This window comes from Novosphingobium ovatum (assembly GCF_009909235.1).
GTDB classification, from domain to species: domain Bacteria; phylum Pseudomonadota; class Alphaproteobacteria; order Sphingomonadales; family Sphingomonadaceae; genus Novosphingobium; species Novosphingobium ovatum.
The window spans coordinates 72,607-88,929 of sequence record NZ_JAAAPO010000004.1 but is presented as its reverse complement, the minus strand read 5'-3'; the positions used below and the strand labels follow the sequence as shown (position 1 = coordinate 88,929).

The 16,323-nt window shown below is 65.7% G+C and carries 14 protein-coding genes; 4 read left to right on the top strand and 10 right to left on the bottom strand.

What is annotated here, in order from left to right:
* Positions 1-118 precede the first annotated feature (118 nt).
* The 3 genes from GTZ99_RS10550 to GTZ99_RS10540 are packed head-to-tail and all read left to right on the top strand — an operon-like array spanning position 119 to position 6,020.
* A complete protein-coding gene (locus GTZ99_RS10550; protein ID WP_161718669.1) occupies positions 119-2,176 on the top strand; it encodes a tetratricopeptide repeat-containing sulfotransferase family protein in 2,058 nt (685 codons plus the stop codon).
* Between the two features lie 14 nt (positions 2,177-2,190).
* Positions 2,191-4,377: a M3 family metallopeptidase gene (locus GTZ99_RS10545; protein WP_161718667.1), complete on the top strand. Its 2,187-nt coding sequence runs from the start codon at positions 2,191-2,193 to the stop codon at positions 4,375-4,377.
* Positions 4,374-6,020 (top strand): M28 family metallopeptidase, encoded by a 1,647-nt coding sequence (locus GTZ99_RS10540; RefSeq protein ID WP_320076671.1) that lies wholly within the window; start codon positions 4,374-4,376, stop codon positions 6,018-6,020. Before GTZ99_RS10545 ends, GTZ99_RS10540 begins: the two co-directional genes overlap by 4 nt.
* A gap of 163 nt (positions 6,021-6,183) precedes the next feature.
* Here GTZ99_RS10540 and rpmB read toward each other — a convergent pair whose 3' ends face one another.
* A complete protein-coding gene (rpmB, locus tag GTZ99_RS10535; protein WP_161718665.1) occupies positions 6,184-6,474 on the bottom strand; it encodes a 50S ribosomal protein L28 in 291 nt (96 codons plus the stop codon).
* A 118-nt stretch (positions 6,475-6,592) separates the two neighbouring features.
* Here rpmB and GTZ99_RS10530 point away from each other — a divergent pair, with 118 nt between their 5' ends.
* Positions 6,593-7,048 (top strand): nucleoside deaminase, encoded by a 456-nt coding sequence (locus tag GTZ99_RS10530; RefSeq protein WP_161718663.1) that lies wholly within the window; start codon positions 6,593-6,595, stop codon positions 7,046-7,048.
* A 1-nt stretch (position 7,049) separates the two neighbouring features.
* Here GTZ99_RS10530 and GTZ99_RS10525 read toward each other — a convergent pair whose 3' ends face one another.
* From GTZ99_RS10525 to GTZ99_RS10485, 9 genes are all read right to left on the bottom strand, one after another.
* The gene (locus tag GTZ99_RS10525) at positions 7,050-7,793 is read right to left on the bottom strand and encodes a ribonuclease T2 family protein (RefSeq protein WP_161718661.1); all 744 of its coding nucleotides are present in this window, start codon (positions 7,791-7,793) and stop codon (positions 7,050-7,052) included.
* A gap of 41 nt (positions 7,794-7,834) precedes the next feature.
* Complete coding sequence (locus tag GTZ99_RS10520; RefSeq protein ID WP_161718659.1) at positions 7,835-8,380, bottom strand: hypothetical protein; 546 nt, start codon at positions 8,378-8,380, stop codon at positions 7,835-7,837.
* A gap of 111 nt (positions 8,381-8,491) precedes the next feature.
* Positions 8,492-9,355, bottom strand: a complete 864-nt coding sequence (nadC, locus tag GTZ99_RS10515) for a carboxylating nicotinate-nucleotide diphosphorylase (RefSeq protein WP_201742487.1) — start codon at positions 9,353-9,355, stop codon at positions 8,492-8,494.
* A 20-nt stretch (positions 9,356-9,375) separates the two neighbouring features.
* Complete coding sequence (locus GTZ99_RS10510) at positions 9,376-10,176, bottom strand: LytR/AlgR family response regulator transcription factor (protein WP_161718655.1); 801 nt, start codon at positions 10,174-10,176, stop codon at positions 9,376-9,378.
* Positions 10,177-10,214: 38 nt separating this feature from the next.
* Positions 10,215-11,375: a sensor histidine kinase gene (locus GTZ99_RS10505; RefSeq protein WP_161718652.1), complete on the bottom strand. Its 1,161-nt coding sequence runs from the start codon at positions 11,373-11,375 to the stop codon at positions 10,215-10,217.
* A 59-nt stretch (positions 11,376-11,434) separates the two neighbouring features.
* On the bottom strand, positions 11,435-12,166 hold the full coding sequence (locus GTZ99_RS10500; protein WP_161718650.1) for a DsbA family protein: 732 nt from the start codon (positions 12,164-12,166) through the stop codon (positions 11,435-11,437).
* 45 nt (positions 12,167-12,211) lie between these two features.
* The gene (locus tag GTZ99_RS10495) at positions 12,212-13,600 is read right to left on the bottom strand and encodes a M48 family metalloprotease (RefSeq protein ID WP_161718648.1); all 1,389 of its coding nucleotides are present in this window, start codon (positions 13,598-13,600) and stop codon (positions 12,212-12,214) included.
* A gap of 66 nt (positions 13,601-13,666) precedes the next feature.
* Entirely contained in the window at positions 13,667-14,944 is a 1,278-nt protein-coding gene (locus GTZ99_RS10490) for a PAS domain-containing protein (RefSeq protein WP_161718646.1), read from the bottom strand.
* An 83-nt stretch (positions 14,945-15,027) separates the two neighbouring features.
* Entirely contained in the window at positions 15,028-16,299 is a 1,272-nt protein-coding gene (locus tag GTZ99_RS10485) for an MFS transporter (protein WP_320076669.1), read from the bottom strand.
* Between the last annotated feature and the right edge of the window lie 24 nt (positions 16,300-16,323).

The window sequence follows — 16,323 nt, the reverse complement described above, 5'->3', positions numbered from 1 at the left end:
TGGGGAGGGTCGCCGTTGGCGTTTGCGGCCCCTCGCGCCCCGCGCGACAGGTCGTTTGACGCGCCAGAGAAACGGGCGCAGGCTCCCGCCTCTCCCCCCCTTTTTGACAGAGTGCCGCATGTACCCCGCGCAACAGGACGACCTGCAACAGATCATCGGCTTGGCCCGGACGGGGCGGATGGCGCAGGCGGCGCAGGCGGTGGCCGCGGCGCGGGCGCGCGGCGCGTCAGGCGCGGTGTTCTGGGCGGTCGAGGGCGCGATTGCCTGCGCGACAGGCCGGTTTGACGCGGCAGTGCCTCCTTTGCAGGCCGCGCTGCGCGACAGCCCGCAGGATATCACGGTGCGCGCCAATCTGGCCGACGCGCTGTATCACACACAGGATCACGCGGGCGCTCTGGCGCTGTGCACGCCTCAGGCGGCACAGGCCGACCGCAGCCTGCGTCTGGCGCGGCTGGGTGGCCATCTGGCGCAGGACGCGGGCGAATTTGCCACGGCGGTGGCGCTGTACCGCATCGTCGTTGCGGGGGATCCGCGCGATTGGGCGGCGTGGAACAATCTGGGCAATGCCCTGACCGAGATGGATGACCATACCGGCGCGGTGCAGGCTTTGGGCCGGGCCGCCGCGCTGGCGCCTGATTCGGCGCCGATCCATCTGAACCTTGCCCGCGCCTTGATCGAGGCGGGCGATCTGGATCAGGCCGAACCGATCCTGACCGCGCTGGCCGCCGCCCTGCCGGACGAGGCCGAGGTGCATTACGCCCGTTTTGCCCTGTTGCGCGCGCGCGGCAGCGCCGAGGCCGCGCATGAGGCATTGGCCCGCGCGGGCGCATTGGCCCCCACCCATCCGCTGATCCAGCTGGATCTGGGCCAGCACGCGGCCATGCTGGCGCGGTTCGATCAGGTCGAGGCGCCCTTGCGCGCGGCATTGGCCGCCGATCCGACGATGGCACAGGGCTGGGTCGGGCTGGCCAGCCTGCTGGAACGGCTGAACCGCGAGGACGAGCTGGACCTGCTGCGTGACACCGCCGCCGGGCATGGCATCGCGCCGGGCGCGCTGTCGTTCATCGACGCGCTGCGCCACAAACGCGCGCACCGCTATGATGCAGCGCTGGCGGCGCTGGACGCGGCGGACGAGGACGTGGTCGACCCCGCCCAGCGCCAGCATCTGCGCGGCGTATTGCTCGACCGGCTGGGCCGCGCTGACGCTGCCTTTGCCAGTTTTGCCGCGATGAACGCCGCCTTTGCCGCCGATATCAGCGACCCGCGCGCGCGCGGCGCGCAATATCGCGCCGATATCGCCGCCAACACCGCGCTGATGACGCCGCAATGGGCCGCCGCATGGGGGCCGCCCGCCCCGGCGCTAGGCCGCCCCGCGCCGATCTTTGTGCTGGGCTTTCCCCGGTCGGGCACGACATTGCTGGACACGATGCTGATGGCCGAACCGCGCGTGCGCGTGCTGGAAGAGGAATCGCTGATCAGCGACCTGTTGGCCGAACTGGGCGGAGTGGCCGCGCTGCCCGGCCTGACGCCAGACCAGATCGCGGCGGCACAGGCGCGCTATTTCGCCCGCGCGGCTACGCTTACCGATCTGCGCCCCGACACCATTCTGGTCGACAAACACCCAATGCATCTGGGCCATGCCCATGTCATCGCTCGCCTGTTCCCCGACAGCCGTTTCGTGCTGGCGCTGCGCCATCCGTGTGACGTGGTGCTGTCCTGCTGGCTGACGAATTTCCGACCCAACAATGCCATGGCCAGCTTTCTGGACCTGAACGATGCGGCCGATCTGTACGAACAAGCCTTTGCCCAATGGACCCACGCCTGTGGCCTGTTGCACCTGCCGGTGGGCACGGTGGTGTATGAAAGGCTGGTGGCCGACAGCGCGGGCGAACTGGCACCGCTGTTTGGCTGGCTGGGGCTGGACTGGCCCGATGGCGGGGCCGACCACACCGCCGCCGCCCGCGCGCGCGGCACCGTCATCACCGCCAGCTATGCTCAGGTCACCGAGCCGATCTATACCCGCGCCGCCGGACGCTGGCGGCGCTACGCCCAGCCATTGGCCCCCATCGCCACCCGGTTGCAGCCGTGGATCGCCGCGCTGGGCTATGCCGATGATGCCATTCCCGCCCGGCCCGCGACCCATCCGGTCGCGCCGATCCCCCATCCCCATCCCTGAACGGAAGAGGTCCGATGTCCAAACGCCCCCTGCTTGCTGTTGCCGTTTCCGCGCTGGCCCTGATGCCGGCGGTGTCCTCTGTCGCGCAACAGGCGCCCGCCGCGCCTGCGGCCCCGGTGCCAGCCCCCGGCCCGTTTGACGCGCCCAGCACGCTGCCGTTTTTCGCGCCCGATTTCGCCCGCATCAAGGACGCCGATTACAAGCCCGCCATCCTGCGCGGCATCGCCCTGAAACGCGCCGAGATCGAGGCTATCGCTGGCAATCCCGACGCCCCCACCTTTGCCAACACGATCGAGGCGATGGAGCGTTCGGGCCAGATGCTGGACCGGGTGATGGACGTGTTTTCGGGCGTGGTGTCGGCCAACACCAATGACACGCTGGACGCGATCGACACGGAAATGAGCCCCAAGCTGGCGGCGCTGAACGATTCGATCCTGCTGAACGCCCGGCTGTTTGCCCGCGTGCAATCGCTGTATGACCGCATCGACACGCTGGGGCTGGAGCCTGACCAGCGGCAGGTGCTGAAAGTCACCTATCAGGCCTTTGCCCAGAATGGCGCGCGCCTGTCGGACGCTGACAAGGCAAAGCTGGCCGATATCAACCAACAGCTTGCCTCGCTTTCCACCAGCTTTGGCCAGAAGCTGACCGCCGCGACCAAGGATGGCGCCCTGACGGTGGATGACGCGCGCCAATTGTCCGGCCTGACGCAGGCCGAGATCGCCGCCACCGCCGCCGCCGCCAAGGAGCGCGGGTTGCAGGCGGGCAAGCATGTGATCGTGCTGCAAAACACCACGCAGCAGCCGCTGCTGGGCAGCCTGAACGACCGCGCCACGCGCCAGGCCCTGTACAACGCCAGCATCACCCGCACCCAGCGCGGCAACGCCAATGACACGCGCGAACTGGCGGTGAAGATCGCCCGTCTGCGCGCGGACAAGGCGCGCCTTTTGGGCTTTGCCAATTATTCGGCCTATGCCCTGTCGGACCAGATGGCCCAGACCCCGGAAAAGGCGATGGGTTTCATGCAGGCGATGGTGCCCGCATTGGCCGCGCAGGCCCGGCGCGAGGCCGCCGACATCAACGCCCTGATCGCCCGCGATGGCGGCAAGTTCAAGGTCCAGCCGTGGGACTGGGACCGCTATGCCGGGCGCGTGCGCAAGGCCAAGCTGAAGTTCGACGAGGCGCAAGCCAAGCCCTATTTCGAGATCACCCGCGTGCTGGAGGATGGCGTGTTCTATGCCGCCAACCAGCTTTATGGCCTGACCTTTGAAAAGCGGACCGATCTGCCGGTCTATCACCCCGATGTCACCGTCTATACCGTGCGGGACAAGGACGGGCGCGAACTGGCGCTGTTCTATTTCGACCCGTGGAAGCGCGACAACAAGCAGGGCGGCGCATGGATGAGCAATTTCGTCCGCCAGTCCACCCTGCTGGGCCAAAAGCCGGTGATCTATAACGTCGAGAATTACACCAAGCCTGCCGCTGGTCAGCCCGCGCTGATCAGCTTTGACGATGTGATCACCACCTTCCACGAATTTGGCCATGCGCTGCACGGGATGCTGTCAAATCAGCGCTATCCCTCGATCGCGGGCACCAACACGGCGCGCGATTTCGTGGAATTCCCCAGCCAGTTCAACGAGAATTGGGCCACCCACCCGCAGGTGATCGCCCGCTATGCCCGCCATTGGCAAACCGGCGCGCCGATGCCCGCCGCGATGGTGGCCAAGCTGAAGGAGCTGCGCCGGGTCGATCAGGGCTATGCCATGGGCGAAGTGGTGGCCGCCGCCATGCTGGACATGTCGTGGCACATGCAAAAGCCCGGCGCGACGCCCACCGATGTCGATGCCTTCGAAGCGCAGGCGCTGAAAAGCACCGGCCTTGCCACCGATCTGGTCCCGCCGCGTTACCGCACCAGCTATTTCCGCCATATCTGGGCCAATGGCTATGCCTCGGCCTATTACGCCTATCTGTGGACCGAGATGCTGGATCATGACGCCTATGCGTGGTTTGTGCAGAACGGCGGCATGACCCGCGCCAATGGCCAACGTTTCCGCGACATGATCCTGAGCCAAGGATATGCCCGCGATTACAGCGTGATGTACCGCAATTTCGCCGGGCGCGACCCGTCCGTCCAGCCGATGCTGGAGGCGCGCGGACTGGCCGCGCCCAAGCCTGCCCCGGCCAAGAAGGGAGCCAAGAAGTGAGCCGTTCGCTGTTCCTGATCGCAAGCGTTGGCGCGGCGGCGCTGGCCGCTGGCGTGGCGATTGCCGCGCCTTCCGCCCCGCGCCTGGACGTGCCGCTGATGCAGCGCACGGTCGAAACGCTGGCCTCTGACGCCTATGAGGGCCGCGCCCCCTCCACCCCGGTCGAGGCCAAGGTCCTGAAATACCTGATCGCCCAGATGAAAGCCGTGGGGCTGAAGCCCGGCGGCGAAAAGGGCGGATGGCTGCACACCGTCCCCACGGTCGAACTGACATCGGGCAAACATACGCCGATCACCGTGGGCGGGCTGTCACTGAACTATGGCGATGACTATGTCGCCGTCACCTTCCGCGAAGTGCCCAAGACGCAGATCACCGACGCCCCGATGGTGTTCGTGGGCTATGGCATCAACGCCCCCGAACTGGGGTGGAATGACTATGCCGGGGTCGACATGCGCGGCAAGGTGGCGGTCATCCTGATCAATGACGCCGACTGGATGGCGCAGGATGAGACCGGCACCTTCAAGGGCCGCCGCATGACCTATTACGGCCGCTGGACCTACAAGTTCGAAGAGGCCGCCCGCCAAGGAGCCACAGGCGCCCTGATCATCCATGACACCTTCCCCGCCGCCTATGGCTGGAACGTGGTCAAAAGCAGCTGGAGTGGCGCCCAATATGCTGTCAGTGACAACAAAAAGGGCATGGATAATGCCCAGTCTGTTGGCTGGATCAGCCAATCCGCCGCCCAGCGCCTGTTCGCCACCGCCGGCAAGGATTACCCCGCTCTGGTCGAAGCAGCCCGCCACAAGGGCTTTGCCCCGGTGCCATTGGGGGTAAAGGCCTCGTGGTCGTTTGACACGGCCATCCGCCGCTCGACCTCGCACAATGTGGTGGGGATTCTGCCGGGCAAGGTCGCGCCCAAGGAATATGTCCTGTATTCAGCCCATTGGGACCATCTGGGCCTGTGCGCGCCAGAGGCCAAGGGCAGCGATCGCTTCTGCCATGGCGCGGTGGACAACGCGACAGGAGTCGCCGCTCTGCTGGCGCTGGCCAAGGCCAACGTACAGGCCGGCCCCGCCGCGCGCAGTCAGGTGTTCGTCGCGCTGACACTGGAGGAATCGGGTCTGCTGGGCAGCGAATATTACGCCCGCCACCCGCTATACCCGCTGGCGCAGACGGTGGGCGGGGTGAACATGGACGCCCTGTTGCCCGGCGGCGCATCGCGCGATTACGCCATGGTGGGCGGCGACAAGAGCGAACTGAGCGACATTTTCCGCAATGTTCTGAACGAACAAGGCCTGCGCGAAGGGCCGGAGGAACATGTCGAGCGCGGCCACTACTACCGCTCGGACCACTTTAGTCTGGCCAAGCGCGGCGTGCCGATGTTCGACATCAGCCGGGGCAGCGATCTGGTTGCCGGTGGCCGCGCCGCGGGTGAAGCGGCCGCCCGTGACTATAACGAAATCCGCTACCACCAACCCTCGGACGCCTATGCGCCCGATTGGGACTGGAGCGGCATCAGTCAGGACGTGCGCCTATATTACCGGTTGGGCCGGGTATTGGCCGATGGGCGGATGTGGCCCAATTGGCGCCCCGGTGACGAATTCCGCGCCATCCGCGACGCCAGCCGCAAACCACGCAAATAAGGCTCAAAACGCGCCCTGTGTTCTCAGACGGGCACAGGGCGCGATAGCCAAGGCTACCCCGGCGCGCGCCGATCATACACCACACACGCGAAAAAGCCCGGCGGGAATCCCACCGGGCCTTTTTCGTCGTACCAACCGCCCGCAATCAGGCGGTCAGCCCGGATCAGGCAGCCGCAGCAGCCTTCTTGGCCAGCTCACGCTTCACCTTGACGGCGCGCGGGCTCAACTTCGTGTCCGAAGTCTTCAGCAGCCAGTTGTCCAGACCGCCATTGTGCTCGACCGAGCGCAGACCGTGGGTCGACACGCGGAACTTGAAGCTGCGGTCCAGACCTTCCGACAGCAGCGTGACGTTCTGCAGGTTGGGCAGGAACACGCGCTTGGTCTTGTTGTTGGCGTGGCTGACGTTCTGGCCAACCTGACGGCCCTTACCGGTCAGTTCGCAAATACGGGACATGGGTGTTACTCGCTCAAATAGAATCTGGTGCCCGCAACAACGGGTGAGCGGCGCGCTTAGCGATTCGTGTGGAAAAGGTCAAGTTGCACGCGACCATCCCCTTGCCTAAAGAAGGAATATGACCCGTTGGCCACTTCCTGCCCCCATGGCCGCCGCCCTGCAACAGGCGCGGATGGCCGCCGATGCGGGCGAAGTGCCGATTGGCGCGGTGATCGTCAAGGACGGACAGATCATCGCGGCCGCCCACAACGCCCCGCGCGCCCAATGCGATCCCACGGCCCATGCCGAGATATTGGCGATTCGCGCTGCGGCCGCCGCATTGGGCAATGAACGGCTGAGCAATTGCGAATTATGGGTGACGCTGGAACCCTGCCCGATGTGCGCGGGCGCCATTGCCCATGCCCGCATCGCGCGCCTGTATTACGCCGCCTCTGACCCCAAGGGCGGCGCGGTGGAGCATGGGGCACAGGTGTTTGACCACCCGCAATGCCTGCATGCCCCACAGGTCTACGCTGGCATGGGCGAGGCCAAAGCGGCAGCCCTGCTGCGCGATTTCTTCCAGGCGCGGCGTTAGGTCAGCGCCCGGCGGGCACCGGCTGAATGCGAATCGCGTCATCGTCCCACGCACCCTGTGCCGCGCCGCGACAGGCAATGAAGCGATATTGTGGGTCCAGACAGAACGTCACCTCGCGCAGGGACATCCGGTCGCCTGCCGTCTTGATCCCGATGCCAAAGCGCTTGCCGCGCGGGCTGTCATATTGCGTCGCCCGCAGCGCCGGATTGCCCGCCACCAACGCATTGCGCAAAGCCCCCGCCGTCAGCCCGCCACGCGCTGCCAATGCCGCCATATTGGGCATCCGCAACCCGGCGAACAAGGCCCGCTCCTTGGCATAGTAATCGGCCGGGCGGGCAAAGGCGCAACTGCCATGCTTCAACCACTCATGCGTCAGCGTCCATGATGACGGCGTGGTGCACATCGCCCCCTGCATGTCGGCAATGGCGGGCGATTGGCTGCTGCACCAGCGCGGCCCTTCTGGCCACAACCCATGCACGACAAAGCCGAAACGGTTGCCGCCCCCGCACTGAAACGCGGTGTCCACCTGCTTGGCATTATCGGCGCAGAACTGCGGGCTCCACGTCAGGGCAAAGGTATAGCTGGTGATCGGTTGCTGTTGCGGCGTGATGGTCGAGGCATCGGGCCGGATCGACCATTGCCGCACAGCCGCGCCCGCCACGTTGCAACTGTTGCCCTGTGCCATGGCCGTGACCGGCGCGATCAAGGCCAGCGCGGCGGCAATCATCAACGGCAGTCTGGTCATCGGCGGCCCCCTGAATGGATCGCGCCGCAACCCGCCGCGCGTTACGGGTTCATGCCTAACGCCGGAACCGGCGGCGGGGCAAGCCCCTCTGCACCGTGCGACGTGGGCGCAGGACGCCCCCACCTGCCGCCACGCACCAGCGCCCATGCCGCCACCAGCCGCAGCGCCAGATCGGCCACCGACAGCCCCTGCACCAGACGCGAGACGCCATCATACCGCGCCAATTCCCCCGGCAAGGTCAGCGCATGCAACCCCACCAGCGCGACAAACAGCCATCGCGCCAGCACACCCCCGCGCAAGTTCAGCACCAGCCACAGCGCCAGATCGATCAACAGCCCGTTGACCAGATTGAACAACAGCATGTCCAGCACAAAGCCGGGCGCGAATGACGGGATCGGCAGGCCGCTGGCGTGGCCCGGTTCCTGCACCAGTTGCACGGCGGCCTGCGCGATAAAACTGGCGATGACGCCAACGACCATCGCGGCCAGATGGCACCGGGCATAGACCCTCAACCCCAGCGGGCGGCGGTCAGCGGCGGGATGATCCTGCGCGGCAGGCGTGCGAAAACCAAAGGCAAGCGGACGCATTGACAGCCCTCCATGTCAGCGGCGATGCTTCTGACATGCAGGCTATCTGTTGGCGCATGATGACGCTTGCCCGGATAAGACCGGGATGGCGTCATCCCCGCAAGGATGCGCTCACAATGGTGCGAAATCCAATCCGATGTCGGCGGCAGGTGCGCTTTGCGTCAAACGCCCGACCGAGACATAGTCCACGCCGGACGCCGCGATCGCCCCGATGGTGTCCAGCCGCACGCCGCCGCTGGCCTCTGCGGGAACGCGCCCCGCGATGATCGCCACCGCCTGCGCCAGCAGGTCCGGTCCCATATTGTCCAGCAACAGATGCGTTGCCCCCGCCGCCAGCGCCGGTTCGATCTGCGTCAGCGTGTCGACCTCGCAGATGATGTCGCGCACGCCCGCCGCCTTGGCCCGCGCCACCGCCGGGCCAACGCCGCCCGCCACCGCCACATGGTTGTCCTTGATCATCGCCGCATCCCACAGGCCCATGCGGTGATTCTTGGCCCCGCCCATGCGGGTGGCGTATTTTTCCACCATGCGCAGGCCGGGGATCGTCTTGCGCGTGTCCAGCAGGCGGGCGGCCGTATCGCCCATCGCATCGACATATTCGCGCGTCATGGTGGCGATGCCCGACAGATGCTGCACGGTGTTCAGCGCGCTGCGCTCCGCCGTCAGCATGGCGCGGGCATTGCCGGTAATGCGCATCAGATGGGTTCCGGGGGCCACGCGGTCACCATCAGCCACCAACAGCTCGATCTGTGCGTCCGGGTCCAGCGCGCGGAAAAACGCCGCCGCGATCGGCAATCCCGCCACGGTGATCGCGTCGCGGCTGTCCATCACGCCGGCAAAGCGGGCATCAGCCGGGATCACGCTGTCGCTGGTCACATCCTGCCCGCCGCCGGGCAGGCCAACGCCCAGATCCTCGTCCAGGGTGTTGCGAACATAGGCGGCGAGGTCGAACCCCGGAAGTGCGAAGTCAGTCATGCCGCCGCCCATAACGCGGATCAGTGGACGAATCGAGCCACCACATCACGATAGGAGCGCGACACCTTGACCTGTGCGCCCGATTCCAGAACCAGAAAGCATTCGCCATTGGTATGCGGCTTGACCTGACGCACCTGATTCAGGTTGACGATGGTGGAACGGTGCACGCGCTGGAACACGCGCGGGTCCAGACGGCGTTCCAGATCCTTCATCGTTTCGCGCAGGATCAGGCTGTTGTCAGCGGTGCGGATGCACATGTAATCGCCCGCCGCCTCGATATGCTCGATACTGTCGACATCGATGCGGAAAATCTGGCCGCGATCCTTGATGTTCAACATCTTTTCAAAGCGGCCCGCGGCAGGGTCCACCGGCTCGTCCTCGATCTGTTCGATCGCGTCGGGGGCCACCTCGGCCAATACCGTCTTCAGCTTTTCGGCTTCCTCGGCGGCGCGCTTTTCAGCCAGACGCAGCCGCACCCGCTCCAGCGTGTCAGCCAGCCTGTCCTCGTCCACCGGCTTCATCAGGTAATTGACGGCGTTCGCCTCAAACGCGCGGACGGCGTGTTCCTGATAGGCGGTGACAAACACGATCAATGGCGGCTCGATGTCCATCACGCCCTTGACCACCGAGAACCCGTCGAATCCCGGCATCTGGATATCCAGAAACACCAGATCGGGCTTTTCGGTCTTGATCTTGCGGATGGCTTCGCGGCCATTGTTGCAGGTGTCGATGATCTCGACATCGGGGAATTTTTCGAGACGCAGCTGCAGCCCCTGAATGGCCAGCTTCTCGTCATCGACAAGGATCGTGCGAATGGTCATGGGCGTGGTCCGGTCAACAGGGTTAAGCAAAGGGGCATTCAGCGCATCCCGCCTGAACGCTGGCTGAGTGCCTGCATTGCGGGGGTAACGGGGGGGCGTTTTTCAAACGGAATCTCGATCGTCACGGCAAAGCCCCCCTCGGGCGGCTCATAGGTTTCAAAGCGGTGCTGCGTGCCATAGGCCTGTGCCAGCCGGTCGCGAATATTGGCCAGCCCAACGCCGGTCGACACCGGCTCTCCTCCGTCAAAGCTCATGCCCGACAATCTGTGGTCGCCCCCCATGCCCTGCAACCCCGGCCCCGTATCGGATACGGTGATCCGAAGGTTTTGGCCGACCATCTGCGCGGCAATGGTGATCTCGGCGCCGGTCTCGGACGGGGTGACGGCATATTTGATCGCGTTTTCAACCAGCGGTTGCAGCAACAGCGAAGGCAGCAGCCCCTCCTCGCAGCCATCGTCGATGCGGAAAGTGGTGCGCAGCCGTTCCTCGAACCGCATCAGCTCGATCCCCAGATAAAGCTTGAGCGTCTCAACCTCCTGCGCGACCGTGACGCGCGAGGAGGGCTGATTGACCAGCGTATAGCGCAGGAACGAGGACAGCCGCGTCAGCATGGCATTGGCCGGCTCGGTCTGTTTGAGCAGCACCAAGGTCGAGATCGAATTCAACGTGTTGAACAGGAAATGCGGGTTGAGCTGATAGCGCAGCATCGCCAGTTGCGCGCTGGTCGCCTGATTTTCCAGCCGCATCAGCTGGTCGTTCTGCTCCTCGACCCTCAGGTAGAAGTTGATCGCGTAATACAGCGCCGACCACGCCCCCAGCAGCGTCGCGTCCAGGTAGAACACACCGATAAACAACTGCGCGAAATTGGCCGCCCCGTCGGCGCGGTACAGCATGATCACCCAGCCATCCATGAACGCCCACAGCGACACCGCCAAAGGCAGCACCACCGCCGTGACGCCCCATGTGATCAACGGGCGCTGACCGATCAATTGGTGATAGATCACCGCCAATATCAACGAGATCGAGAACCCCGTGATCGTCGCGATCAGCACCAGCACCAGAAAGCTGGCGGGCTGATTGGCCAGACTGGACATCGAGCGCATCAACAACGCGCCGGTCCAGCCCAGCACTTGCAATCGCCAGAACGCCTTGTTCTTGTTGGCGAAAAACGGGGTGGGGCGAAAAGGGAGAACGGCCATCACGCGCCTATCCTAGCGCAGAATGCCGCGCCATGCGATGCTCGTGTTGCCAGATCGGATCATTGTTTCTGCGCCGCGATCGCCTTGGCCAGCTCGTCATGGCCCACCGCGCCGCCCAGCACCGCCCCGCCGATGATCCAGCTGGGTGTGCCATTCAGCCCCAGCTTGCGCGCCAGATCCAGATTGCGCTCGATCTCGGCCTGGATGTCGGGGCGGGCGATGGTGGCCTGCGCGCGGGTGATGTCCAGCCCGGCCACCTTGGCCGCTGCCGCGATGCCGGCAGCATCGGGACGGCCCGCCTGATACATCGCATGGTGGAATGCGGCATATTTGCCCTGCTCGGCCGCGGCCAGCGCCCATTTGGCGGCATCCGTGCTTTCGGGCGAGAGGATCGGCAATTGGCGCAGAACCACCTTGAGCTGCGGGTTGGCGGCAATCAGGCGGGCGACATCCTCCTCGCTCTTGCGGCAATAGCCACAGGCAAAGTCCATGAATTCCACCAAAACCTGCTTGCCCTGCGGATTGCCCAGAACGGCGCCGGGAAAGGCTTTTTCCACCTCGGGACGGACGGCGGCGATGGCCTTGTCGGCCTCGGCATTGCGCAGCTTGTCGACCGCTTCGGGCAGGATTTCGGGGTGCGAGAGGATATAATCGCGCACCGCCTGATCCGCCCCCGCGCGCGGCAGCGGCAATGGCACCGCCTGCAACAGCGCCGCGCCCACCACGCCGCCCACCAACCCGACCAGGCCGACCTGCCACAAGGGGCGCGCAACGGGGGTGGGCTGGGTCATGTTGATCAATGCCTTATGCTGGAAAACAGGGGAATGGGCGGGGCCTTACCGGCGCTTCTTCTGCTTGGCCAGAGCCGAGCGGGCCTCCATGGCGATATCCTCGGCCCGCAGGTAATCGGACGATCCCACCGGCAGCCCCGCCATGGCCGCGCTGGCGCTGGCCATCGCCTCGGCCCAGCGGCCAGAGAGCGATTGCTGTTCGGCACTGGCCAGACGGGCGCGGGCATGGTCGCCCAGCCGCTCATATGTCACGCCCAGCACATACCATGCGAAAGGGTTCTCGCGGTCGCGCCCAACCGCGGCCTTGAGGATGCGCTGCGCCTCGGCCAGATGCTCGGTCGAGGCCACGCGCTCGTCCGCCGACAACAGCGCATGGCCAAAAGTGGTGGCGATCAGGGGTTGCGCGCCGGTCATCTCGGTCGCGCGGCGCAAGGGGGCAATGGCCTCGGCCGGATGGCCTGCCTCCAGCAGGATCTGTCCCTTCAGCTCCAGAAAATAGGGGTCGTTGGGGGCGGTCAGTAACAACGCGTCCACCTCGGCCAGCGCGCGGGGCAACAGGCCATCCTTGTGAAAGGCATAGGCCCGCGCGTAACGCGCCGGGACCGACAGATTGGCCTCGGGATAGGCCTTGAGCGTATCGGCAGGCTGCGCCAGATAGCCATAGAGCTTGGCCTTGACCCGCGCGAAACGGGCCTCCAACGCCCGATCGCTGGGGCGCGTCCACGCCGGGTCCTTTTGGTACACATCGGTCAGATAGGCGATGCGATCATCTGTCATCGGGTGGGTGGAATAGAAGGCAACATCATCGCTGCGGGTGAAACCATGGCGGTTTTCCAGCACCAACAGCTTGTGAAAGAACTCGACCGAACCTTTACCCGAAATGCCGGCGGTGGACAGGAAACGCGCGCCAGCCGAATCGGCGGCCTGCTCCTCGCCACGGGTATAGGCCAGGAATTGCCCCATCGCCGCCTGTTGCCCGGCCATGAAAATGCCCATGGCCGCCTCTGCCCCGCCGGCCGCCGCCGCCGCCGCGCCCAGCAACAGCGAGAGGATCGAGATATTGCCCGCCTTTTTCGCGCCGCGATCGTCAATCGCGTGGCCACCGACCACATGGCCCAACTCGTGGGCGATGACGCCCTGCACCTCGTTGGCGGAGTCGGCCTCGTTTATCAGGCCCGAATGGATATAGACCGCCTGCCCCCCCGCAACAAAGGCGTTCACATCGGGATCGTTGACCAGCACGATATCGACATTCTTGGGGTCCAGCCCCGATGCCTTGACCAGCGGGGCCGACATCTCGCGGAACAGGGCCTCGGTTTCGGCGTCGCGCAGGATCGATTGGGCATAGGCGGGCTGGACCGCCAACAGCACACCAGCCAAAGCGGTCAGGCAACGGGCCACGGGCCGGGCGAAGGAAGAGCGCAGGATCGGCATTGGCCGGCAGGCGTATCATGCCTGCCTGAACCTGTGCTGAAAATTTTCGGCGCCCTTTGCCGGGGCTCAGGCCACCCGGCGCGCCAGATCGGCCAACAGGCGCGGGTCCTCCAGCGTCTGGCCCACCACCACGATCCGCCCATCGGGCAAACGGCGCAGCACCGCCACGGCATATTCGCCATCCAGCGCCAGTTGCGCCGGAGCGCAGGTGGGTGCACCCGCCAGATCGTCGAGCGGAAAGGCCGGTTCCATGGCGCGCGGGGGCCGCTCACCACTCAGGCGCAAACGGCGCTCCTCGGTAATGATGCCCTTGAGCCCGCCCGGTGCAACCGTCAGATAGGCGGTCAATTCGCCCTGCCCCAGACCCAGCCGTTGCGCATGGGTCAGGACGGTGGCGTATTCGGTCAGGCGCGTTTTGTCATAGGCCGCGCCAAACACCAGCTTGACCAGCGGAATCAGCGGCGCGCGCGCCTGTGCGGTCAGCCCGGCCTGCGCGATCAGATCGGCCAAGGCATGGGGCACATCCTGTGCCGCCAGCGCAAAGTCATGCGCGCCCCCAATCGCTGCATACAGCGCATGGCGATTACGCTCACCCCCGCTGCCCGCCGCCCGCGCCAAAGCCCGCGCCACATCCAGCAATTCGCCCAGCGCCTGCGCCGGATCGGGCGTGGCATCGACCATCGCCCCGATATCGGCCAGCGGCCCATCGGCCCATAATTCCAGCGGCACCTCGGGCGTCAGATCCCGCTCGACAGGCAGATCCAGCGCAAAGGCGCCGCCGATCTCGCGCAGCAATTGCGCGCTCAGGCCAGCATCGGCCACTTCCTTCCAGTTGGCAACGCACAGCGCATGGGCAATCCGCCCGGCCGCATCGGCAAATGGCAACAGGATACCGCGATACATGATCGTCGCGCCGCGCTGGTTGACGCATTCGCCCTCAAACCCCACCGGCGCGTGGTTGATCAGCACTTGCCGGTAATGCGTCCCGATCCGCGCCGTCAGCGATTGGCCCGGCACATCGGCCAGCCGTGTCACGGCCAAGCGGTCCACACCCGATTCCAGCGCCAGCTTGGCCCCCAGCCAGCTGATGCCCGGATCCGCCTCGTCAGCGCTCAGATCCAGCAGCACGGCGTTGATCGCGATGTCGGGCACATGGTCCAATTTCAGCGCCGCGATCGGTGGCACCGCGCCATCCCCCAACAGCCCGGCCCAATGGTTATAGGCGCGCACCTGCATCCGGCGCTCGTCCTGCCCGACCGTGGGCAGCACTTCCTCGCCGATGTCATCATCGTCCCAGTCCGCGGGCTGAACGCGGTCCTGATACTGGCTGTGGTTGATATCCATGCTGTGCGCCCCGATTCCCTGTTGGGCGCAATTTGGCGCAACTGGGTAAACGGACCCTTAAAGTTGCGCCAAATTCCTGGCGATCAGCCCGTCCGGGCCGGCGGGCGATGACTGTCGGGGACCGGACACCACCAGCGCATCACCACCAGCCCGACCAGCAGATACAGCGCCGCCACCTGCAAAGCCTGTACCGCGCCAACCCAGTCGGCCACCAGCCCCCACGCCCACGACCCCAACGCCATCGCTCCGAACGTCACTGATTGATACAGCGACATGCAGCGGCCCAGAATGTCTTCACGCGCATGGGATTGCATGACGATGTTCAGCGTGGTCATGCCCACGATCCAACCCATTCCCGCAATCAGCGAAGCCGCCGCCGCCAGCCCCAGGCCGCCCCAGCCCGGCGCCAGCGCCATCAGCATCAGCCCCAGCACAAAGGCCAGCGTGGCAAAGCTGACCGCCCAGCGCGATCCCCATTTGCGCCGCAGCGGCGTCACCACCAGCCCGGCCAACACCGATCCAATGCCAAACAGCCCCAGCGCCACGCCAAAGCTGACCTCGGTGCCATGCAGGCCTTCGCGCACGATCATCGGCAGCAACGCCTGAAACGCGATGATGCCAAACCCCATCGTCAGCCCCCGGCCCAGCACGCGGCGGATCGGCTGCGATCCCGCGCAATAGCGCAAACCTTCGGCCATGGCGGGCAGCATCGGGCGGCGCACGCGCGGCGGCGCATCCGGCCGCCAGCGCAACAGTACCCACAACAGCCCAACAAACGACAACGCATTGAGTGCAAAGGCCCAGCCCACATGCGCCATGGTCAGCAACAGCCCGCCCATCGCCGGGCCCAGACAGCGCGCCACGTTGAACGAGACGGCGTTCAACGACACCGCCTGCGGGACTTCGTCGCGCGGCACCTGCATGCGGACCGATGCCTGCCATGCAGGCTGGTTCATCGCGGTACAGGCCCCCACGCCCATCGTCATGGCCAGCAACAGCCAGGGCGAGATGTCGCCCCGCAACGTCACCACCGCCAGCACCGCCGAGACGATCAACATCCCCAGCTGCGCCCAGATCATCACCCGGCGGCGGTCGTAATTGTCGGCAATCGCGCCCGAGATGATCCCCAGCACCAGCACCGGCGCCACCGAGGATGTCTGGACCATCGCCACCCATTGATGCGAATGGGTCAGCCCCGCCATCAGCCATGCGGCCGCGACCGTCTGGATCATCGACCCGGTGTTCGACACCAGATTGGCCGTCCAGATCGCCCGATAGGCCGGGTAACGAAATGGCGAGAAAGTCCCTTTGTCGGTATCGGGCAGATAGGTTGGTGGGGTGGGGCTGGCTGACACGGGGCATTGCCTAGGCCGCCGACC